Annotated in this window: 20 protein-coding genes; 12 read left to right on the top strand and 8 right to left on the bottom strand. The window is 58.9% G+C overall.

Annotation, left to right across the window (positions count from 1 at the left end; translation table 11 throughout):
* Positions 1-239 precede the first annotated feature (239 nt).
* The 5 genes from AAFO90_RS16805 to pcaD all read right to left on the bottom strand — a co-directional run bounded on the left by AAFO90_RS16805 (position 240) and on the right by pcaD (position 3,869).
* A complete protein-coding gene (locus AAFO90_RS16805) occupies positions 240-1,304 on the bottom strand; it encodes a 3-carboxy-cis,cis-muconate cycloisomerase (protein ID WP_076626048.1) in 1,065 nt (354 codons plus the stop codon).
* Positions 1,305-1,374: 70 nt separating this feature from the next.
* Entirely contained in the window at positions 1,375-1,980 is a 606-nt protein-coding gene (gene pcaG / locus AAFO90_RS16800; RefSeq protein ID WP_076626049.1) for a protocatechuate 3,4-dioxygenase subunit alpha, read from the bottom strand.
* A 1-nt stretch (position 1,981) separates the two neighbouring features.
* Positions 1,982-2,710: a protocatechuate 3,4-dioxygenase subunit beta gene (gene pcaH / locus AAFO90_RS16795; protein WP_076626050.1), complete on the bottom strand. Its 729-nt coding sequence runs from the start codon at positions 2,708-2,710 to the stop codon at positions 1,982-1,984.
* Complete coding sequence (pcaC, locus tag AAFO90_RS16790; protein ID WP_076626051.1) at positions 2,710-3,090, bottom strand: 4-carboxymuconolactone decarboxylase; 381 nt, start codon at positions 3,088-3,090, stop codon at positions 2,710-2,712. The genes pcaH and pcaC overlap by 1 nt, the downstream gene beginning before the upstream one ends.
* Positions 3,087-3,869: a 3-oxoadipate enol-lactonase gene (gene pcaD, locus AAFO90_RS16785; protein WP_347510082.1), complete on the bottom strand. Its 783-nt coding sequence runs from the start codon at positions 3,867-3,869 to the stop codon at positions 3,087-3,089. The genes pcaC and pcaD overlap by 4 nt, the downstream gene beginning before the upstream one ends.
* A 75-nt stretch (positions 3,870-3,944) precedes the next feature.
* Between pcaD and AAFO90_RS16780 the strand changes: the two genes are divergently transcribed.
* Positions 3,945-4,862 (top strand): LysR substrate-binding domain-containing protein, encoded by a 918-nt coding sequence (locus AAFO90_RS16780; protein ID WP_158524502.1) that lies wholly within the window; start codon positions 3,945-3,947, stop codon positions 4,860-4,862.
* A 5-nt stretch (positions 4,863-4,867) separates the two neighbouring features.
* Here the strand turns inward: AAFO90_RS16780 and pcaF are convergent, their stop codons facing one another.
* The 3 genes from pcaF to AAFO90_RS16765 are packed head-to-tail and all read right to left on the bottom strand — an operon-like array spanning position 4,868 to position 7,478.
* Positions 4,868-6,067, bottom strand: a complete 1,200-nt coding sequence (gene pcaF, locus AAFO90_RS16775) for a 3-oxoadipyl-CoA thiolase (RefSeq protein ID WP_076626053.1) — start codon at positions 6,065-6,067, stop codon at positions 4,868-4,870.
* Complete coding sequence (locus AAFO90_RS16770; RefSeq protein ID WP_007803189.1) at positions 6,064-6,759, bottom strand: 3-oxoacid CoA-transferase subunit B; 696 nt, start codon at positions 6,757-6,759, stop codon at positions 6,064-6,066. Before AAFO90_RS16770 ends, pcaF begins: the two co-directional genes overlap by 4 nt.
* Positions 6,759-7,478, bottom strand: a complete 720-nt coding sequence (locus tag AAFO90_RS16765) for a 3-oxoacid CoA-transferase subunit A (protein WP_076626054.1) — start codon at positions 7,476-7,478, stop codon at positions 6,759-6,761. The genes AAFO90_RS16770 and AAFO90_RS16765 overlap by 1 nt, the downstream gene beginning before the upstream one ends.
* Before the next feature lie 105 nt (positions 7,479-7,583).
* On the opposite strand from AAFO90_RS16765, the gene AAFO90_RS16760 reads away from it, so the two are divergent.
* The 11 genes from AAFO90_RS16760 (at position 7,584) to AAFO90_RS16710 (ending at position 21,750) form a co-directional block, all read left to right on the top strand.
* Positions 7,584-8,342, top strand: a complete 759-nt coding sequence (locus tag AAFO90_RS16760) for an IclR family transcriptional regulator C-terminal domain-containing protein (protein ID WP_179949502.1) — start codon at positions 7,584-7,586, stop codon at positions 8,340-8,342.
* A 56-nt stretch (positions 8,343-8,398) separates the two neighbouring features.
* Complete coding sequence (locus AAFO90_RS16755) at positions 8,399-9,877, top strand: aldehyde dehydrogenase family protein (protein WP_099249700.1); 1,479 nt, start codon at positions 8,399-8,401, stop codon at positions 9,875-9,877.
* A gap of 126 nt (positions 9,878-10,003) precedes the next feature.
* Positions 10,004-10,855: a carboxylating nicotinate-nucleotide diphosphorylase gene (gene nadC, locus AAFO90_RS16750; RefSeq protein WP_099249697.1), complete on the top strand. Its 852-nt coding sequence runs from the start codon at positions 10,004-10,006 to the stop codon at positions 10,853-10,855.
* 130 nt (positions 10,856-10,985) lie between these two features.
* Positions 10,986-12,755, top strand: coding sequence for a thiamine pyrophosphate-binding protein (locus tag AAFO90_RS16745; protein WP_099249695.1), 1,770 nt, complete (start codon positions 10,986-10,988; stop codon positions 12,753-12,755).
* The gene (locus AAFO90_RS16740) at positions 12,755-13,789 is read left to right on the top strand and encodes a 2-hydroxyacid dehydrogenase (protein ID WP_099249693.1); all 1,035 of its coding nucleotides are present in this window, start codon (positions 12,755-12,757) and stop codon (positions 13,787-13,789) included. The genes AAFO90_RS16745 and AAFO90_RS16740 overlap by 1 nt, the downstream gene beginning before the upstream one ends.
* 421 nt (positions 13,790-14,210) lie before the next feature.
* Positions 14,211-14,738 (top strand): MarR family transcriptional regulator, encoded by a 528-nt coding sequence (locus AAFO90_RS16735; RefSeq protein WP_244462834.1) that lies wholly within the window; start codon positions 14,211-14,213, stop codon positions 14,736-14,738.
* A gap of 310 nt (positions 14,739-15,048) precedes the next feature.
* Complete coding sequence (locus tag AAFO90_RS16730; protein ID WP_076626055.1) at positions 15,049-16,038, top strand: TAXI family TRAP transporter solute-binding subunit; 990 nt, start codon at positions 15,049-15,051, stop codon at positions 16,036-16,038.
* Between the two features lie 220 nt (positions 16,039-16,258).
* Positions 16,259-18,109, top strand: a complete 1,851-nt coding sequence (locus AAFO90_RS16725) for a TRAP transporter fused permease subunit (protein ID WP_076626056.1) — start codon at positions 16,259-16,261, stop codon at positions 18,107-18,109.
* Positions 18,110-18,309: 200 nt separating this feature from the next.
* Positions 18,310-18,885 (top strand): hypothetical protein, encoded by a 576-nt coding sequence (locus tag AAFO90_RS16720; RefSeq protein ID WP_274836299.1) that lies wholly within the window; start codon positions 18,310-18,312, stop codon positions 18,883-18,885.
* Between the two features lie 311 nt (positions 18,886-19,196).
* A complete protein-coding gene (locus AAFO90_RS16715) occupies positions 19,197-20,477 on the top strand; it encodes a Rieske 2Fe-2S domain-containing protein (protein ID WP_040104545.1) in 1,281 nt (426 codons plus the stop codon).
* A 127-nt stretch (positions 20,478-20,604) separates the two neighbouring features.
* Entirely contained in the window at positions 20,605-21,750 is a 1,146-nt protein-coding gene (locus AAFO90_RS16710) for an alpha-hydroxy acid oxidase (RefSeq protein WP_099249687.1), read from the top strand.
* Positions 21,751-21,756 lie beyond the last annotated feature (6 nt).

Below are 21,756 nucleotides of genomic sequence, written 5' to 3'. Positions count from 1 at the left end.
CTGGAAGTATAGGTATTCTTGGTCATGGCGTGATCTCCCTGGCGGTTGCTGCCGCCGGTTGGGTGGGTGGATGTTCACCCGGAGATTACGCCGCCTTCAAATTTCCACCAACTCCGAGACACGACCGACGGCAACCAGCTTCGCATGGACCGGACGACGTATACCCGGCTGCAAATCTCCATCGGAACAAACAAAGTTTGTGACCTGCGAAGGAACACGGCCATCAAACAAGATAGTTGTTAAATTTTTGTATCCGCTTCACCAATTCTTGTTATTGATTGACTGAGCGAGCAGCATGCACCCAACCCCCTCGCGGTTGCCATCAGCATTTGGGGGAGGACCATCCACTCCAAAGCCCAGGCTGCACCCGACCGTTCCTGTTCATGGATCAAGGCATGATGCATAGCCGAGACCTGTACCGAATTGAACCGTGCCAACGTCACCAAGAGCTCGGCAGCAATCGGGTTGTTCTTGTGAGGCATGGCGGACGAGGTACCACCTCCTGAAATCGCGATCACACCGATGCCTTGCTGCGCCATGAGGGCGATGTCCTGCCCAATCTTGCCTAGAGTGCCAGAAATCATTGAAAGCAGAGACGCATATTCCACAATCCCGTCACGCATCGTGTGCCAGGCCTTTTTAGTCGGCGCAAGATCGAGCTGGTTGGCGACATCGGCGACAACTTCATCCGCCTTATTTCGGAGAGCCTTGCGGTCGCCGGAGGCCCCGCCAATCTGTACCCGCTCGATACGGGGACGGATTTGATCCAGCCGCACCCGATGCTCGGCCAAAGGCAGGCGCCAGGGTAGAACCCGATCACGTACCTTGATCACCGTGGCGGCCTGCATTCTTGTGCGCCCCATTAACGGTTCATCCCCGAACCGCTCTTCTAGCTCCTTGAGGAATTTCTCCAATTCAATCAATCTGTTGGTGATGAGCAATGAAGCCTCTCGCAGAACCAGGACTGTCGTGGTGTCGACCACATCCTGAGAAGTAGCGCCCATGTGGACGGCTTCTTCAGGTGCGATAGCCTTAAGCTGTTTGACCAGACTCGGCACCGGCAGACCATCCTGCGCCGTACCTTTGGTAAGATCGGTTAGATCGGGTTTGGCAACTTCGATTGCTTGTGCAGCTGTCTCGGCCAGAGTTGCGTCAATCAGTCCTGCCCGGCCACAGGCCCGCGACCATGCCGCCTCGAAGGCGAGCATGTGCTGAAGATGCCGTTCCGGAGAGAGGATCGCTGCCATAGCGTCATCGCCGAACAGACCGGATAGCCACGGACTCTCAAACACTGAAGCGCTCATAGCGAGCTCCTTATGGTGCGCCGAAAGCGCGGGATGACCAATCTATATGATGCCGCTTTTCCCGATCTGGTCAGATGTCGAGGAAAACCGTCTCGCCCTCGCCCTGTAGTCGAATGTCGAAGCGGTACTTGCCGTCGCCGGTTTTCTTGGCGATCAGGGTATTCACCCGTGGTCGCTGTTCGATTCGGATCAGCAACGGGTCATTGGCGTTGTCCTCGTCTTCGAAATAGATCCGGGTATTGAGACCTACGTTAATCCCACGTGCGACGACCCAAAGGGAAATATGAGGCGCGCTCTCGACTCCACCGCGCCCCTGGTAAGAGCCAGGTTTGACTGTGCGCAAGGTAAACTCGCCGCTTTCCGCGTCGGCCGCAAAGCGGCAATGGCCTGTAAAGGCCGGATCGGCGCTTTTATCGCCCGGAAACACGCCCCCAGCATCGCATTGCCAGCTCTCGATCAACGCATCTCGCATCGCCCAGCCGGTGCCGTCAAATACGGAGCCAACGATCTCAACGATCTCACCCTTGGCCTTGCTTTCATCCAGAAAAGGCGTGGTGCCAATCTCTTCGTCATAGTATCCTGCGTTTCCCGCATAGGTAGGCATCAGGCCGATATGGACATAAGGACCCGCCGTTTGCGAGGCGCTTTCGATCAGTGTTTCAAGTTTCTGAACCATTTCACATGCCCTCCAGCTTGTTTTCAAACATGGTCTGACGGCGACCCCGCAAAACAATGTCAAATTTATAGGCGAGAAAATCGAGTGGGCGCGATTTCGAGAAATCGAGCGGCGCGACCAGCCGGTCGAGCTGGCTGCGATCCTTGATGGTCGCGGCGATCGGGCAGTGATTGATGAGCGGATCGCCCTCGAAATACATCTGCGAGATTAACCTTTGGCCGAAGCTGTGGCCAAATATCGAAAAGTGGATGTGCATCGGACGCCAGTCATTGGCACGGTTAGGCCAGGGGTAAGCCCCTGGACGAATGGTCAAGAATTCGTAGTATCCGTTTTCATCCGTGATGGTCCGACCGCAGCCGCCGAAATTTGGGTCGAGCGGTGCGAAATAGGTGTCTTTCTTGTGCCGGTAGCGCCCACCCGCATTAGCCTGCCAGATCTCTATTAGCGCGTTCGGTATCGGGCGGTTCATCTCGTCCAGCAAGCGGCCATGCACCAGGATGCGTTCGCCCACGGCGGGAGCAGCACCCTTTGTCCAGTTCAAGATCAGGTTGTTGTCGAGCGCGCCGAGCTTCGTGTGGCCGAATCTCGGACCAGTCTCTTCCGAGGGAGTGCTCTCCATCGAAAGCAACGGCAGGAAGGGCGAGCGCGCGACGCTCGTTTTGTAGCCAGGATCATAGGGCTCGGGGTGGATCGCGCGGTTGCGCGGAATCAGTGGTCCATGGTCAGTCATTAGATACTTTCCTCCATTTCCGCATAAGTCTGCTTGGCCAGCTTTAGCGCGTGGTTGGCTTTCGGCACGCCAGCATAGATCGCGACGTGTTGCAGCGCCTCGGCGACATCCGCTTTCGAGGCACCGGTATTGGCGGTAGCCCGGATATGCATTGGAATTTCCTCGAAATTTCCTGTCGCGGCCAGCAGTGCGAGGGTCAACATCGAGCGTTCGCGTCGGGTGATCCGCTCCGACGCCCAAACAGTTCCCCATGCGCTTTCGGTGATCAACGACTGAAACGGCAAGTCGAATTCGGTCTTGCCTGCCTCTGCCCGGTCCACATGGGCCTCGCCCAGCACCTCGCGGCGCACTTGCATGCCTTTGTCGAACGTCTCTGTCATGGGATGATCCTTTCCACGAAATTCATCAGGGTGTGGGCAAATACCTTTGGCTGCTCTACCGCAGGAAGATGGCCGGAGCGGTCGAACATGACTAAATCGGAGCGGGGCAGGGCGGCGGCGAGCTTTTCGACCACGTCCGGCGGCGTCGCCTGATCGTGATAGCCGCCGATCACCAGCGCGGGCTGGGTGATTTCGCGAAGGCGGTCGGTGATGTCGGTGTCGGCGATCGCCGCGCAAGTGGCTATATAGCCTTCCGTATCTGTCCGGGTGAGCAGCGCCCGCCACAGATCGGTTTCAAGAGTCGCAAGCATATCGGGGCCGAACCACCGCTGTAGGATGCCGTCTGCCATTGCCGCCATGCCATTAGTGCGTACACCCTCGATCCGACTCAGCCAGCTATCCGCATTTCCCAGCATTGGGGCGGTATTCGAAAGCACCAAGCCGATCACCCTATCCGGCGCCATGAGCGCGATGTGCTGCGCGATCAGGCCGCCGATGGAGCAACCGACGATCACCGCCTGAGCGAGACCGATATGGTCCATCGCGGCCAGCACGTCCTCGGCCAGCTCTGGAATGCCATATCCCCGCGGCGCGGTACTGCTCAGCCCGTGACCGCGCTTGTCCATGCGCAAGTTCGACCAGCCCGCGGGTAGAAGCGCGACGACATCGTCCCACATCCGCAGGTCTGTGCCGAGCGAATTGATGAAGACAAGCGCGACACCTTCGCCGTCAGTGGCGCGCAGATGCGTGGTGCCCCAATCGCGTTTCAATGCCTGCATGGTATCCTCCTGCCGATAATTTGGCATAACTTTTCCCTTTACAAAAATATGATCTTGGCCAAAAGCTATAACCAAATGGATATACCTAATGGTCTGAAACTGCGCCATCTCGAAGCTTTCCTGACCGTTGCTCAAGCCGGAACAATCTCTGCTGCGGCGCGGCAACGGAACGTGTCGCAGCCGGCATTGTCAAAAACGATCTCGGAACTGGAGGGGCTGCTTGGCGCGCATCTCTTCGAGCGTACAGGGCGGCGGGCCGTCTTAACCCCGGCAGGTGAGAATTTTCGTGCTCATGCCCGCGCCGCGCTGCAAAGCCTCGAGGCAGGGGTGCGCGACCTGTCGGGGCAGGTGGCGGCGGGGCTGGTGAAGGTTGGGTTGCTGCCGACCGTGGCCGGTGGGTTCTTCCCCTCGGTCGCTCTTGCATTCTCGCAGGCGCGCCCGGATGCGCGGATCGGTATAATCACTGGGCCGAACCACTACCTGCTCGAACGACTGCGCGGCGGCAAGATTGACCTTATGGTCGGGCGCATGCCACGGGCAGCCGACATGGCAGGCCTGTCTTTCGAGTATCTCTATGACGAGCCGATCTTGCTGGTGGCGCGCGCCGGACATCCAGCGCTGGATCTGCCGGTGACCGACGCTCTGCTACGCTATCCCCTCATCCTGCCCAACCCCGGTGCGATCATTCGTCAGAGCGTGGATCAATACCTTGCCGCGATGGGGTTATCCGATCTCACACCGGTGTTCGAGACGGTGGCCCTGCCGGCGGCGCAAACGCTTCTCGAAGGTTCTGAGATGCTCTGGTTCATCTCGCGCGGCGTCGTGGCGCGGGAAATTGCGCGCGGCAGCCTTGCTGCGCTCGATCTAAAGTCGGATTACATGGCCGGGGCGGTTGGTCTGACACGCAAGTTCACGTTCGACGAAGACAGCCATGCCGATCTGCTGGCGCGGCTTCTGCACCGGCGGGTTGAAGAGGATTGCGCCCGTCGTTGAGCCAGTCAGACGGCTTCTAGCGCAATAGCAATACCCTGTCCTACACCGATACACATGGTGGATAGCGATTTCTCACCAGGCTTGAGGTCAAGCATCGCGGTGCCAGTAATCCGCGCACCCGACATGCCCAGCGGATGACCCAACGCGATTGCCCCGCCATTGGGGTTCACACGCACGTCATCATCAGCAATCCCAAGATTACGCAACGTGGCGAGGCCCTGCGAGGCGAAAGCTTCGTTAAGCTCAATCACTGCGAACTCCTCTTGGCGCAGGCCAAGACGCGCCAGAAGCTTTCTCGAGGCCGGAGCCGGGCCGAAGCCCATGATGCGCGGCGCCACGCCGGCGGTTGCCCCGCCGAGCACTCTGGCGATCGGCTTAAGCCCATGCTTTTCGGCAGCTTCTTTCGTCGAAAGGATCAAAGCGGCAGACCCGTCATTCACGCCAGAGGCGTTGCCCGCTGTCACAGTGCCATCGGCTTTCACGAAGGGCCGAAGTTTTTTCAGGCCTTCGTATGTAGTCGTGGAACGCGGATGCTCGTCGGTGTCGATGACCAGAGGATCACCTTTGCGCTGCGGGATCGTAACCGGCACGATCTCCTGGGCCAAACGGCCATTGACTTGGGCTTTGGCCGCTTTCTGCTGCGAGCGCAAGGCGAAGGCATCCTGATCGGGGCGCGAGATGCCAAAATCTTCGGCCACATTCTCTGCCGTCTCGGGCATGCTGTCGACGCCATATTGTTCCTTCATCAGCTTGTTAACGAAACGCCAGCCGATAGTGGTGTCGTGGACCTCATTGGCCCGCGAGAAGGCGGAGGTGGCCTTGGGCATCACGAATGGCGCGCGCGACATGCTCTCTACCCCTCCGGCGACAAGCAGCTCGGCCTCGCCGGATTTGATCGCCCGAGCTGCAGTGATGACCGCATCCATACCCGAGCCGCAAAGTCGGTTCATCGTCGTACCCGGCACCGTCTCGGGATAGCCTGCGAGAAGCAGCGCCATGCGGGCGACGTTGCGGTTGTCTTCGCCAGCCTGATTGGCGCAGCCGAAGATCACCTCGTCGATCGCGGCAAGGTCGAGGCCCGGATTGCGCGCGGCAATGGCCCGAAGCGGAATCGCGGCAAGGTCGTCAGCGCGGACGGAGGAAAGCGCACCGCCAAAGCGGCCGATTGGTGTGCGGATGTAGTCGCATATGTATACGTCAGTCATGAGATTCCCTCGGGAACATTGAGTTCGGCAACTTCGCCAACAATGTGCAACGTCGCGCCAGTCACCGCCTGCAAGGCGTCCAAAGTGATGCCCGGCAGTTTTTCACGAAGCACGAATTTGCTATCTTCGATGTCAATCACGGCCAGAGAGGTGTAGACGCGGGTCACGCACCCGACGCCTGTCAGCGGGAAAGTACAGGCCTCGACCAGTTTCGGGCCGCCATCCTTGGTTACATGGTCAGTTACAACCGCCACACGCTTGGCCCCATGCACAAGGTCCATTGCTCCACCCACGGCCGGCACGCCTTTGGTGCCTACGCGCCAGTTCGCCAGATCGCCGTTCTGGGCGACCTGATACGCGCCAAGAACGGCCAGATCGAGGTGGCCACCGCGCACCATCGAAAAGCTGTCGGCATGATGGAAAAAGGATGCACCGGGCTTCAATGTAATCGCCTTTTTGCCCGCATTAATAAGATCCCAGTCTTCCTGTCCCTCCGCAGGGGCTTTTCCGAATCCCAGCACGCCGTTCTCGGTATGATAGGTTACATCGCGGCCATCGGGCTGGAACTTGGCGATCATCTCGGGAAATCCGATACCGAGGTTCACATAGGAACCATCTTCGATATCCTGAGCGGCACGCCACGCGATCTGCGCGTTCGTCAGTTTGTCTTCCATTAAATTGAAACCGGACATCAGTAGACCACCCCCCTACGCACGAGTACTTCTTCTTGTTGAGGCGCGGGAACCTCGACAATCTTGTCGACGAAGATTCCGGGGGTAACTACCGCCTCAGGATCGATGGAGCCGGGTGCGCGGAGGTTGGAGACCTGCGCAATCGTGCGATCGGCAGCCATCGCCATCAACGGATTGAAGTTCCGGCCAGCCAAACGATAGGTAAGGTTGCCGGTCTCGTCACCATCATGGCCTTTGATCAGGGCGAAGTCGGCCTTCAACCACAACTCTTGCACGTACATCTTGCCGTCGAACGTCTCTGTCGGCTTGCCTTCGGCAAGCTCGGTACCAAAAGAAGTTGGCGTATAAAAAGCGGGAATGCCTGCTCCGCGCGCGCGAATGCGTTCGGCCAATGTACCCTGCGGGATCAACTCGAGCTCGATTTCGCCTGCCAGGTATTTTTCGTTGAATGCCTCGGCGTTGGAGCTGCGCGGGAAAGAGCAGATCATCTTCCTGACCATCCCCGCTTTGATCATCGCGGCGATTCCGATCGCGCCGTTTCCCGCGTTATTGTTTATCACGGTAAGATTCTTGGGGCTGCCGGTGGCACGAAAGCGGTCGATTAAAGCGTGGATCAGTTCGATCGGGGCTCCGGAGCCTCCAAAGCCACCGATCATAACCTGTACGCCATCGGGGATATCCGCAACCGCGTCAGCGAGGCTGGGCGATGTTTTGTTCATCAGGATCCTCCTTAGATACCCTTCGAAATATCCCTAGATTACCGCCGTAGCGAGTAAAATGTTCATATATTGATCTTTTTTCAACATGTGTATATCAGCGTTCGCATGTTGAACAATCCCACCGACTACATCGCATCGCTCGCCAAGGGGCTGAAAGTGATCGAAGCCTTCGGACCCACATCCCCGCGTCTTTCGATATCCGAAGCTGCCGTCGCCAGTGGCTTGGATCGCGCTGCTACGCGACGCGTACTGTTGACGCTCCACCGCGAAGGTTACGCCGACTATGACGGTAAGTTTTTTACTCTTACCCCGCGCATCCTACGGCTCGGAGTGGCCGCACTTGCTTCCCTACCGCTCTCGCAGATTGTCCAACCTTGGCTTGACCAACTCTCCGAGCAAATTGGTCAAAGCTGTTCCGTGGCACTGCTCGATGAGACCGAGATCGTGTATATCGCGCGCGCGGCGCAGAAACGTGTGATGTCCATCGGGCTCATGCCTGGGTCACGACTCCCCGCCCATTGCACCTCGATGGGAAGGGTTCTGTTGGCTGCGCTGCCTCGCGAAGAGGCTGACCTGCTTGTCAGACGCTCGGACCTTACCCCGCGGACCAAGTTCTCAATACTCGACCCAGTTCTGACCTTGTGCCGGATCGATGCTGCGAGAGAGGACGGATATGCGTTTGTGGACCAGGAAGTGGAAACGGGCTTACGGTCAATCGCTGTTCCGCTGAATGATCGCAAGGGTTTGACCGTCGCTGCTCTCAATATCGGTTTGTCGTCTGCCGGCTGGACACCGAAGCAGACGATTGAAACATACTTGCCGCACTTGCTTGGCGTCCAATCGGCCCTCGGGCGGGTTCTCTGATTGACATTATTTAGAAGTCTAAGTTATTAGGACCTCAAGCCGGGAGGATACCTTAGATGGAAAATCTGAAACTAGACGCGAAGCTCTCTCTTCAAGAACCAGCCCATCTCTACTACGGCGGCGCATGGGTGCCGCCACTAGAGGGAAAGTACGAAGACACTTTCAACCCAGGAACCGGCGAGCGGATCGGGTCGGTTGCGACGGCAAGTCGCGCCGATGTCGATGCGGCGGTTGCGGCAGCGAAAGAAGGGTTCGAGGTATGGCGGGATGTTGTGCCGCTGGAACGCGCACGTATCCTGAAGGAAATCGCAAATCTCTTGCGAAAGCATGGCGATGAACTGGCGATGATGGACGCTGCAAACTGTGGCAACCCCTATACTGAAATGCGCGGCGACGCCGCGATTGCGGCAGCGCAGATGGAGTTTTTCGCCGGTCTTGTGACCGAAATGAAGGGCGATACGATCCCTATGGGACCAGAGCGCATCAACATGACCCTACGCCAGCCGATGGGCGTGGTTGCACGGATTCTTGCCTTTAATCACCCGTTCATGTTCTGCGGCGGAAAGATGGCAGCGCCTCTGGCCGCAGGCAATGCCGTCATCATCAAGCCGCCGGTTCAGGCTCCGTTGTCTTCGCTGCGGCTGGCGGAGCTCATCGATGGCCTGCTGCCTAAAGGCACGTTCAATGTTCTGCCGGGCGGCGTCGAGGCAGGAGCTGGGCTGGCCGAACATCCCGACGTCGCCAAGGTCACACTCATCGGCTCCGTACCCGCGGGCCGGGCGGTGATGCGCAGCGCGAGCGACACCGTCAAACCAGTGCTGCTCGAACTCGGCGGCAAGAACGCGCTGATCGCCTATCCGGACAGCGATCCGAAGATGATCGCCGATGCGATCGTCGGCGGCATGAATTTCGGCTGGTGCGGGCAATCTTGCGGATCGACGAGCCGCGCTTTCTTGCATGTAGACATCCACGATGCGGTCATCTCGCATCTCAAAGCGGCTGTCGAACGGTACAAGCCAGGCATTCCGACAGAGCCGGAGACCACGATGGGGGCGATCGTCAGCCGGACACAGTTCGATCGGATCATGGACTTCATCGAATCCGCCATGAGCGAAGGCGCGCGTGCCGTAACCGGCGGCCATGCGGTGACCGAAGGTGCGCTGGCACAGGGAAGCTTCATCGCGCCGACGATTTTTGCGGATGTAACGCCGCAGATGCGTATCGCCCGTGAAGAGATTTTCGGGCCAGTTCTTGCGGTTCGCAAATGGTCGGACGAAGATTCCATGCTGAACGAGGTCAATGCACTTGAGCTTGGGCTGACCTGCGCAATTTGGACTCGGGACTTGGTGACGGCTCATCGTACGGCTGCACGCGTCGAGGCCGGGTTTGTTTGGGTTAACGAAGTTGGCCGGCATTTCCTTGGTGCCCCGTTCGGCGGGGTCAAACAATCGGGTATCGGGCGCGAAGAAGGTATTGGCGAGCTGATTTCCTTCACCCATGAAAAGAATGTGCATATCAATCTGTCGGGTCAGTGACCCGGTGCGTAGGTAATGTGCGAACGGGGTCTGGGATCCAAAAGCTTTTTCTTTATTGATTGCTTTGGCCGGGATGAGACCATCCCTTCCTGCCCCTTCTGCAAACCGACAAGGATCTGAAAAATAATGAGCAATGTTGCGAACGTCCCCGATATCATCCTCGAACCTATGGTTCGGAACGCCATTGTGGAGGACCTGGGTGCAGCAGGCGACGTGACAACCCGTTCCGTTCTGCCTGAAGGCACGCGCTACAAGGCGCAAATGCGTGCACGGCAGGACGCGGTTGTTTCTGGGATGCAGGTGGCCTCTCTGGCGTTTCGGCTGATTGATCCCGATCTTATTGTCGAGACTGTTGTCGCGGATGGTACGGCCTGCAAAACGGGCGATACCTTGATGCGTATAGAGGGATCGGCGGCGTCGATCCTTGCCGCAGAGCGTGTTGCCCTGAACTTTGCCGGGCGGTTGTCCGGGACGGCAACTTTGACAGCGTCCTATGTGCAGGAACTTGCGGGTACCAAGACACGTATCACCTGTACGCGCAAAACCACACCGGGGCTGAAGCTTGTCGAGAAACTCGCGATTTTGCATGGCGGCGGCCACAATCACCGGTTTTCCCTGTCCGATGCAATCCTGATCAAGGACAACCATATCGCAGCGGCTGGTGGCATCAAACAGGTGCTGGAAGCCGTTCAGCGAAATGTGGGTCACATGGTCGTGGTTGAGATCGAGATCGACGGTTTGCATCAGTTGGACGAGGTGCTTCAGACCGGGGGCGCAGATGTCATCATGTTTGACAATATGTCGACCGAAGACATGGCCGAAGCCGTAAAGCGCATTGACGGGCGGGCGAAGACAGAAGCCAGCGGGAATGTGACCCTTGGCCGTTTGCGCGAAATCGCATCGGTAAATGTGGATTATATTTCCTCCGGTGCTTTGACCCATTCGGCGGGAACCGTCGATTTCGGTTTGGATTTCTGATCCTCTGAACCACTCCAGACTGTCAGTGCTGAACAATTCCCGTCCTTTCGGCGGACAACGAAATCTTATTTGGTGCGCCTTTCCAAATGGGGTTGCCGCACCAACACATCGTAAAGAGAGGTCTGAAGATATGAGTGAAGGAATTCCATTGCCGGTTGAGCGCCCAGTATCGTCGGATAGTTTGGGAGTTTGGGGTAGCGATGTATTTGCGGATATGTTGCGAGGTTTGGGGGTGAAGTATGTTGCGCTGAACCCTGGGTCGAGCTTTCGAGGTTTGCACGACAGCCTTGTGAACCACCTTGGTAATGAAGATCCGCAGATGCTGTTGTGTCTGCACGAAGAGCATGCGGTTGCGATTGCGCATGGCTATGCGAAAGTGACGGGGGAGCCATTGGCGGTGATCCTGCACAGCAATGTGGGTCTGATGCACGGGACGATGGCGATCTTCAACGCATGGTGTGATCGGGTTCCTGTGCTGATCTATGGTGCGACGGGGCCGGTTGATGCGGCGCTGCGGCGTCCTTGGATTGACTGGCTGCATACCTGCCGTGACCAGGCGTCGATGATCCGGAATTATGTGAAATGGGACGATCAGCCTGGCTCGATGGAGGCGGCGCTGGAATCGATGTTGCGGGCGGATGTGATTGCGCGGAGCGAGCCGAAAGGGCCGACCTATGTGAACTTTGATGTGTCGATCCAGGAAAAGCAGCACGCGCAGGCCCCGGCGCTGCCGGATTTTGCGCGTTACCAGCCGCCTTTGCCTGCGGCTCCTTCGGCCGAAGGCGTGGCACGTGCGGCGGACCTGCTGAAGAACGCCAAGGCGCCTGTGGTGCTGGCGGGGCGGGTGTCGCGCGATCCGGCGGATTGGGCGCGGCGTGTGGCCTTTGTCGAGGGGCTGGGGGCGAAGGTTCTGACGGATATCCGGATCGGGGCGTCTTTCCCGACGGATCACCCGCAGCATCGGGGTAAACCAGCCTTCTTCATCGACGACGCGGCGGGCGCGGTGCTGCGCGAGGCCGATGTGATCCTGAGCCTGGACTGGCTGGATGTCGCGGGTACGCTGAAACTGGCGGGCGAAGTGACGGCGCAGGTGATCCAGGCGTCGCTGGATTATCAGCTGCACAATGGCTGGGGGATGGAGCATCAGGCGCTGCCTGCGCTGGATCTGCACCTGGCCTGTGGCCCGGATGTTGCGATGCATGCGATTGCCGATGCCCTGGGTGTAGGGGCGGGCGAGATGCCCGGTGATTTGCCGGTCAAACCCGCGCTGAACGCCCCCGATGCAGATGTTGAGCTTGATATCATGACGCTGGCCGGGGCGCTTGGCGAAGGTTTGGAAGGTGTCTGTGCCAGCTTTGTGCGTTTGCCGTTGGGTTGGGCGGGCGAGGCGTGGCACTTCCGTCATCCGCTGGACTTCCTGGGTTCGGATGGCGGCGCGGGGATCGGCTCGGGTCCTGGGATGCTGATCGGGGCGGCGCTGGCGCTGAAAGACAGCGACCGGCTGCCTGTTGCGGTTCTTGGGGACGGCGACTTCATGATGGCGGCCTCGGCATTTTGGACGGCGGCGCATTATGGCACTCCGTTCCTGGCGGTGGTGTCGAACAATCGCTCGTTCTACAATGACGAGGTGCACCAGGAACGCGTGGCCGTGGCCCGCAACCGCCCGGTCGAGAACAAGTGGATCGGCCAGCGTATCGGTGATCCGGATATCGACATTGCCGGAGTTGCGCGGGCGCAGGGCTGCGAAGGGATCGGCCCGGTCTTTACCGCGGGCGAGCTGGTCGAGGCGATCAAACAGGGCGTCGAGATGGTGCGCGCGGGCAAGAGCGTAGTGATCGATGCACGTGTCCAGCCGGGGTATAACCCCAACATGGTCGCTGGCCTGACGCGGAGCGACTGATGATGACCCCGAAGATCTATATTGCGCAGGATCCTGTGCTGGAAGAGGTGTTGGACACCGCAACGGATCGGCTGCGGGCCGAAGGCTGGGAGGTCGTTCGCGGCCCCCAGATCACCCCGGGTGTTCCGCTGCGGCTGACGGGAGAGCAACGGCAGGCGCTGCTGTCGGACGTTGATATCATCGTGGCCAGCTCGCGGTCGCGGCTGAGCGAGGCGGATCTGGATGCCTCGCCACGGCTGCGGGCGCTGGTCTTTCCGACGATCGGGGTGGATGCGGTCGATCTGGAGGCCTGTGCCGCGCGTGGTCTGATCGTGGCCAATGGTGCAACGCCCGAGAACTTTCTGGCGATGTCAGAGGCGACAGTGATGCTGATGCTGGTGCTGCTGTACCGGCTGCATGAATCCGAACGCCTGCTACGCGAAAATGCGGGCCGGCCGCAGCAGATGTATGCGCGGATGGTGCGGGGCCGGACGATCGGCCTGATCGGGTCTGGCCGGATCGGGGCCGGGGTGATCGAGCGACTGCTGGCGTTCGAGCCGGCACAGATCCTGGTGCACGATCCGTTCCTGACACCGGATACCGCGCCTACGGGCGTACGGTTGGTGGAGCGCGACGCGCTGCTGACCACGTGTGATGTGGTGAGCCTGCATGTGCCGTTGAACGCGCAGACACGGGGCATGATTGGCGAGGCTGAACTGCGCATGATGAAGCCGGATGCGGTTCTGATCAACACCTCGCGCGGGGGTCTCATTGACGAGGATGCGCTGGTGCGGGTGATGACCGCAGGGCACCTGGCTGGTGCGGGGCTGGACGTGACGGAAACCGAACCGCTGCCCGCCGACCACCCGCTGCGCGGCCTCGACCGGGTGATCCTCACCCCGCATATCCTGGGCCACACCATTGATCTCTACACGGTCATGCCCGACGTCCTCGTCGAAAACGCAACACGCATCATGAAAGGTGATCTGCCGACATATGTCAGGAACCCCGATGTGGTGGAACGCTGGCGACAAAAGTTGAACGATCTGAACTGACCAGCCCCTCCGCGCGAACGGTGTGCACAGCTGAACTGCAGAGCCTATGTTCCTTGCACCTATTGAATGGCCGTGAACCGCGCCGGGTTTGCCGGAGGCGTTACACAACGGTTGCCCGGCGCTGTGCGGCACAGTGGTGCAAGGCAGGTGTCGGCGCATGATGGTCGCGTTCTGGAAAGCAACCGGCGCACAATCCCGACACAGGGGCAAAACCACCCCGGAAGAAAGTCCATACTCGGGCCCAACGATAGGCACCCCGTCTTCCATGTCTTGACTTTGCACCAAGGCTCGGCACCTATGTTGCGCGCGCCACGCTAGGGTTGTGCCGCCGCCAAAGGCGTGCGGCAGAACTCTGGAGTTCCTAGCTATCAAGTCCGGGCGGGCGCGCTGTTTGGATAAAAACCATGTGTGGAGACAGGCCGTGAGCGATGCGATGAAAGAAAAGCAATCAAGCCATGTGCCTGTCCGCCCCGACGAGCGCTTGGCCCGACTGGTGCGATTGGCGGCCCGCGGTTTCAACCGGGCTCTTCAACTTCGCCTGCAAACGGAAAATGTTACGTTCGGTCAGTGGATTTTCCTGCGCATCCTCTGGCAGGAAGACGGGTTGTCGCAACGCGAACTGAGCGACCGGGCGCATCTCACCGAACCCACCGCCCACACCGCGCTCATCAAAATGGAAGAATTGGGTTTCATAGAGCGACGCAACGTCGAGGGCAACAAACGGCGCCAGCACGCGTTTCTGACGCGGAAGGGCTTGGAGCTGCGCGACGTTCTCGAACCTCTGGCGCTCGAAGTGAACGATGCAGCGATGGCGGGACTGTCCAAGAAAGCTCAGGAAGACTTGCGACACGCACTTGCCGTGATGATCCGGAACCTCGAAAATGACGAACAGGATGCGGCCGCCAGAGGGGTCCGTGTTCCCCCGACCAAGGGCAACACAGAAAACTGAATCGCGAGCCATGCGTGCCGAGGGTCCGGCGCGGGCCATTCAATGGCGGTGGCGGACATAGAGAGCCTATGGGGGCGGGGGTTTGAGGCCTGCTGCTCCGGGGCTCCACGGGTTGATAGTGCGTCACGACAAAGCACCTACGCCGGACACACGGCTTCGGCGTGTTCCGCGTCAGGAACTATGACCTGAGTGGCTTTCGCTGAACAATAATCTCGACTTCAATCAGGGTTGACGGGTGCGAGTGGATAGACTATTGGCATTAAAGATAGATATCTAATATTAGATGTCTACTGAAAACAGGGAGGAAGACATGAAATTTCCAATCAAAGCCGTTGCCGCATCGATCGGCCTTGCGGTTCTTGCGAGCGCTGCTTCCGCAGAAAGCGTTAATGTGACCCTTTCAGGCGGCAATCCCTCGGGGCTTTGGTCGCTTCTGGGCGCTGGTATTGACCGTGCCGTCAAGGCGGATGACCCGAGCGGCGTGGTGACCTATCAGGCCACCGGGGGTGGCTTTGCGAACATCGGCCTTCTGGGCCGTGAACGGACCGACCTGGGGATGGCACATGATGCCGAGATCAAGCTGGCCCTCGCAGGGGACGAACCGTTTGACGCGCCGATCGAGAACCTTCAAGCCATCGGCTACATGTACAACTGGGCGCCGATGCACTTCTTCATCAAGAAGTCTCTTGCCGAAGAATATGGCATCGACAGCATTGACGACCTCGCGACGTCCGGCGCGGCGATCCGTGTTGCGAACAACAATGCCGGGAACATCGTCGCCAACATCACGACCTTCATGCTCGAAGAGGCGGGCTACGACGAAGCCACGATCGAGTCCAATGGCGGCGTGCTTGTCCGCGGTGGTTCGTCACAGCAAGCAGATCTGATTGCAGACGGCCGCACCGATATGGTGATCAACGGCATTTTCATCGGACATTCGTCGTTCCGTAAAGTTGACGAGGGCAATGACGTCGTGTTGCTCAGCGTTCCCGAAAACATCATCGCTGCGACCAACGAGCGTTTCGGAACCGGCACGTTCACAATTCCAGCCGACAGCTACAAGAACCAGACCGAAGATGTCGTCACGCTCGCACTGGGTGCGATGGTAATCACTTCCGATGTACTGCCGGAAGAAACTGGCTACATGCTCGCAAAGAGCATCGCGTCCAATATCGACGAGATCCGCGGCGTGCATAAGGCGATGCAGGCGCTCACACCGGAACTTCTGACGTCGCAGACCACGCTGCCGTTCCATCCTGGTGCGGAGCGTGCCTACAAGGAACTGGGTCTGCTCAAGTAAGGTCGATCCCGCGATCCGGCCGGCGCGCGCTGCAACGACACGCGCCGGCCCACTCATGGACTGCACAGAGCAATGCCCCGCGGTGGCTACGTGAGATGTCACGTCATGTCATCGCGCGGCCCATACATCGCGGTTCTTTCTCTTCTCTGCCTTATACGGGGTCTACATGAATTTTCCTTCGCTTACAGAAACCGGTCGTCGTAGAAATTTAGGCTCGCCGATGAGAACCATCGTCATGGTTCTGGCGGCGGCATTCGCGGTTTGGGTAATCCACTCGAACCTCTTCATCATCTCCGATCCGCTCATTCAGGGCATTCTGTTCGTATCGGGCATTTTCACGATTCTCTTCCTCGCGATCGGCGCGACCTCGCGCGCGCCGGACAGCATTCCGATCTATGATTGGGTTCTCTCTGCGCTGAGCCTGGCCACAGGGGTGTATTTCTACGTGACCTCGGGAGCGATTGCGGACCGGATCAGTCTACTCGACGAATTCACAACCGATCAGTTTTTCTTTGGCTCAGCCTTGTTGTTTCTGACCATCGAAGCGACCCGCCGGACCACCGGCCTAGGCCTGACCGGCGTTGTCGCCCTCTTCCTGATTTATAATCTGTTTGGCTCTCTTCTGCCGCCGCCATTCGGGCATCGCGTCAGCGAGTTCAGCTATCTCTTGGATATTCTGGTTTTCACCACCGATGGACTTTTTGGCGTGCCGCTTCAGGTCGTTGCCAGCTATGTTTTCCTGTTCGTGATGTTTGGAACATTCCTGGCCAAGGCCGGGGGAGGGGACTTCTTTTTCAACCTTGCAGCGCTTGTGACCGGCAATGCGCGCGGCGGCCCCGCCAAAATCGCGATCATTTCGTCGGGCCTGTACGGCACGATGTCCGGGAGCCCAACATCCGATGTTGTTGCAACGGGGTCGATCACGATCCCTGTCATGAAGCGACTCGGCTATCGGGCACGGTTCGCGGGGGCGGTGGAAGTCGCGGCGTCGTCTGGCGGAAGCGCGATGCCTCCGATCATGGGGTCAGCAGCCTTCATCATGGCCGAGTATTCCGGCATTTCCTACAACGCCATCGTGCTCGCCGCTCTGGTGCCGGCGCTTCTATACTACACGGGTGTCTTCGCTCAGGTTCACTTCCGGTCAGTCAAGCACAACCTTCGACCCTCTGCAGACGAAATACCTTCAGCAAAGGAAACATTCAGGACCGGATGGGTTTTCCTGCTGCCGATCATCGGCATCATCGTCGCCCTCATTCTGGGGTATTCCCCGACCTTCACAGCCGGTGTCGGAGTTCTGGTAACCATCCTGTCCGCGATGATGCTGAAAGACACACGGCTGTCACTGTGGCAGTTGGTGGAAGGGCTGGGGGCGACTACGCTCCAGATTCTGCCAGTCGCCGGCGCTTGTGCCGCGGCCGGTCTTGTGATTGGCGGCTTGTCGATGACCGGCCTTGGAATGAAATCCGCGAACGTCATTTTGACTGTCAGCAACATGCAACCACTGCTGACACTCGTTATCGCCGCGGTCGTCACGATTGTTCTCGGTCTCGGGATGCCAACGCCCAGTGCGTATATCCTGGCAGCCGTGCTGGTCGGACCGGCGCTGGCAAAGCTCGGTTTCCCGACGTTGCCGAGCCAGATGTTTCTGCTCTACTACGCGATTCTCTCGGCACTGACGCCACCGATTGCTGTGGCTGCAATCGCGGCCTCAGCGATTGCCGACGAAGACCCCTTCAAGATCGCGTTCTCTGCAGTCCGGCTAGCCGTCGTCGGCTTCCTGCTGCCCTTCGCCTTCGTGTGGAACCCGGGTATCCTCCTAGAACTTGGCCCCCTGGCAAACACCTTGGCCGTCGTGGGTGCGTTTGCCGGAGCCCTCGCGGTCGCAGCCTCTCTGGAAGGCTTGGTCAAGACGCAACTCACTGCAATCGAAAGGGGCGTACTTCCCATCGCTGCGATTGGCGCCGTAAGCCCATATTTGGCGGTATCCGCGATCTGTATTTTGGTGATTGTCGCAATGCTAATCCGGCAGATCGCTTTCACGACAGAAAGCGCCCACGTCGACAGTGCCTAGCTGTGGCGCCTCAGCAGGTTGCCCCTATTGAAGTGCAGTCTGGTCATCGAGGGATTCAACCCAGAGGCGGCATTTGGTCTGGGCCAATTTTTAAGGTTGGTCCGGGCCGGTCGGCCTATGACACCGAACACAGGCGGCCACTTCCGTAGGTGGGAACTGATCATTTCGCAACCGGCGCAAAGTATGTCGAGGTTCAGAAAATGAATGAAACACGGGGGCCGGAAGAACTTGGGCCAAAACAGCTTAGTATTGGCGCCGACGCGATCTCCGAGCTGTCGGTTTCAATCAGAGCGCCCCTTGTACAGGCCGCGGTCGTCGCGAAGGCGATCAACGATTTCGTTCCCGATCACCTAGATTGCTGCCGACCTGACAGGCCAGTGTCGGTGCAGAACCAGACTAGCTCTGAGGAGTTCACCTTTTTGCTTACCCTGCGTGGGGAAGAAATATCCGAGTCGCTCCGAGACGAAATAGCCGCATTGGCCCGTGACCTCGAAGAGAGACTGAGCTTTGCTTTGGTGGCGGAAGGACACCAGGTGTCGGCCAACGATACGGACCCGAAACCGCCAGCCGCGCCGCGCTACTGGAAGGCCTGGGTCGCCAGCATGTTGGGTGTCTATCCCCTGCTGATCCTTATCTACTACGCGCTGCAACCGCTCACGCAAAACCTTCCAGGTCCGGTGTCTTTGTTCCTTGTTGCGCTGGTGCTCACCGGGGTGAACGGTGTCTACGTTGCGCCGTTTCTGGGCAAGAGATTGCGTCCATGGCTCACACGGTGAAGCGAGATGGTGCGCTTGCCGGGACTCATGCACAGGCTGGCCGCCATGACACCTCAGTGACGGGCCCGGCAAGCCGCTGTCGGGGAGGTTCCGGACCACAATTGCGCGAAAGTATCTCGGTTTTGCGATCTCGTCAGCTTGATCTAGTTCAGAACCCGCTATTTCGGACAACAAGTTAGGTCGATACCTACAACGCGGGCAAAAAAAGTGGCAGGCTACGTTGACAGATAAAACTTAGAGAGCTAAGAATAATTGAGAGGTCGAAAACCACTCATCCACTGAAAGAGTCGGATGCCATTGGAGGAGCCCAGATGCTTACACCCGAAGAGAATGAACTGCTTACACGCGTAACGGGGGATGCCCCGATGGCGCGACTTATGCGTCAGCATTGGACGCCTGTATGCCTGATCGAAGAGGTTGAAGAGTCGGACGGCAAACCGCTTCGAGTCGAAGTTCTCGGCGAAAGCTATGTCGCGTTCCGGGATACCAAGGGTCGTCTGGGAATGCTGGATGAGCTTTGCCCGCACAGAAAGGCCTCTCTGGTCTATGGCCGTAACGAGGAATGTGGGCTGCGCTGCCTCTATCACGGCTGGAAGATGGATGTTGAAGGCAATGTCGTCGCAATGTCTTCAGAGCCGGAAGGCAGTCCATTGATGGACAAGGTCAAACATCGTTCCTACCCCGTGCGGGAGTGGGGCGGCTTCGTCTGGGCTTGGCTCGGCGAGAAAGATGATATGCCCGAGTTCCAGCCGCCGGCCTTTGCGCCAACCGAAGACACCCCAGTTTCGATCCTGAAGATTCGCGTGCCCGCCAACTGGGCGCAGATTCACGAGGGCCAGATCGATAGCGCGCATTCATCATCGCTCCATTCCTCGAATATGGTTCCGGCACGGGTCGAGGGCGCCGCGGCGGACGACAAATCATGGTACCGCCCGTCGACAGACAAATCTCCGCGTATGCAGACTGAAACCACGAGCTACGGTTTCCATTACGCGGCGATCCGTAAGCCGATCAAAAACGCTCAGACGCATAACTATCTCCGGATCACCGAATTTATCGCGCCCTATTATTCGCTGATTCCGCCGAACAACAACTACCGGGTCGCCAGCGTCATCGTGCCGATCAATGACGATGAGACAGCGTTTCACTTCATAGCCTTCGACGGACCGAACGTTCCCTCCACCAAAGAGTGGCGCAAGTTTGCCCATGCCGTACCGGGTGAGGACGTGGACCATAAATGGCGCTCTCTCCGGACGTTGGAGAACGACTTCAAGCAGGACCGCGAAAGGATGAAAGAGGGCCACTTTACCGGCGTGGACGGCATTCCGAACGAAGATATTGTGATGTGGGTTTCGATGGGTAGCCGCGTGCAGCGTCACACGGACATTCTTGGGGCCTCCGACCTAGCGATTGTCGAGTTCCGCCGGCTCATGGCCGATGCGGCAAAGAAAGTCGCCGAAGGTGGCCAGGCAATCGGCACCGACTCGAAGATTCCGCAAAGGGTAATCGCCTCTCACGAGGGCGTGTATCCTAAGGACGTCGATTGGCGAACACTGGTAGACACGTCGAGCAAGACGGAAGCGGCCGAATAACTTGCGCACATGTTTCCTCCCTGAACCGTCCAAAGCCTCAAGGGGTTTTGGGCGGCTCTTTTTTCGTGGTGCCGTCGGACTTTCATAGCTTCCCTCGACGGTTTCTGCTCGACGGGCGACAGGCGTTATGACGACAGCAATCAATATCGAAGACTTGCGAGCGCAGGCACGGCGTCGCCTGCCACGGGTGGTGTTCGATTATTTGGATGGGGGCGCGGAATCGGAGGTGACGCTGCGGCGCAATCGCAGTTCCTTCACGAATATCGTTCTCACGCCGCGAATCCTCAAAGGGGGGAGCGTCGATCTCACCTTGGAGCTGTTCGGGGAAACATACTCGAAGCCGTTTTTCATAGGGCCGACAGGGCTGAATGGGCTCTACTGGCCCCAGGGAGATCTGCACCTCGCCGCTGCGGCCGAACGGGCTGGGGTCGGTTTCACGGTTTCGACCGCCTCGAACACGACGCTGGAAGAGATCGCGCGGAGGAGCAAGGGTCCCCTCTGGTTCCAGCTTTATCCTTGGGGGAAGGGCGCATTCGCTGATGCGCTGATCGACCGGGCGCAGGCGGCCGGTTACTCGGCTCTGGTACTGACTGTCGATTCACTCGTGGGCGGCAAGCGCGAACGTGATCTGCGGCACGGCTTCGCCCACGAAATCCGCATTGGCCCCCGGACTGTTCTCGATGGGCTTCTGCATCCTGCTTGGCTGACCTCCGTATGGCTCGGGCCGCACCGTCCCAGACTTGAGAACCTCTTGGACTTTGTCGGAAACAGCGCGAGCGACAGAGAACTGGCCGAGTTTACCCGATCTCAGCGGAACCCGGAGTTTTCATGGGAACATGTTCGCCGCATTCGGGAGAAATGGAAAGGCCCGCTGCTGATCAAGGGTATCATGTGCCCAGAAGATGCGATTGACGCGCAACGCGCCGGTGTGGATGGAATCGTCGTCTCGAACCATGGTGGCCGTCAGCTTGATGGCGCTCCTGCCACCATCGACGTACTCGCAAATATCATCGCGGCTCTTGATCGGAAGTTCCCGGTTCTGCTGGACGGCGGCATTCGTCGCGGCAGTGACATCGTGAAAGCGCTCACCCTGGGCGCGAAGGGCGTTCTGCTGGGTCGCGCGCCGCTCTATGGCTTGGCGGCGCAAGGCGAGGCGGGCGCGTCACGGGCGCTTTCGATCCTTGAAGAGGAGATGACGAGGACCATGACCTTTGTGGGCGCAAGATCCGTGTCCGCTGTCTCAGGTGTCAACGTCGAAACGCGACGGCCATAACAGGTT

Source organism: Phaeobacter sp. CAU 1743, assembly GCF_039839315.1.
In the GTDB taxonomy this organism is placed as follows: Bacteria; Pseudomonadota; Alphaproteobacteria; order Rhodobacterales; family Rhodobacteraceae; genus Phycobacter; species Phycobacter gallaeciensis_A.
Note: the sequence above shows the minus strand (reverse complement) of the source record. Positions and strands in the feature narration are given on the sequence as shown.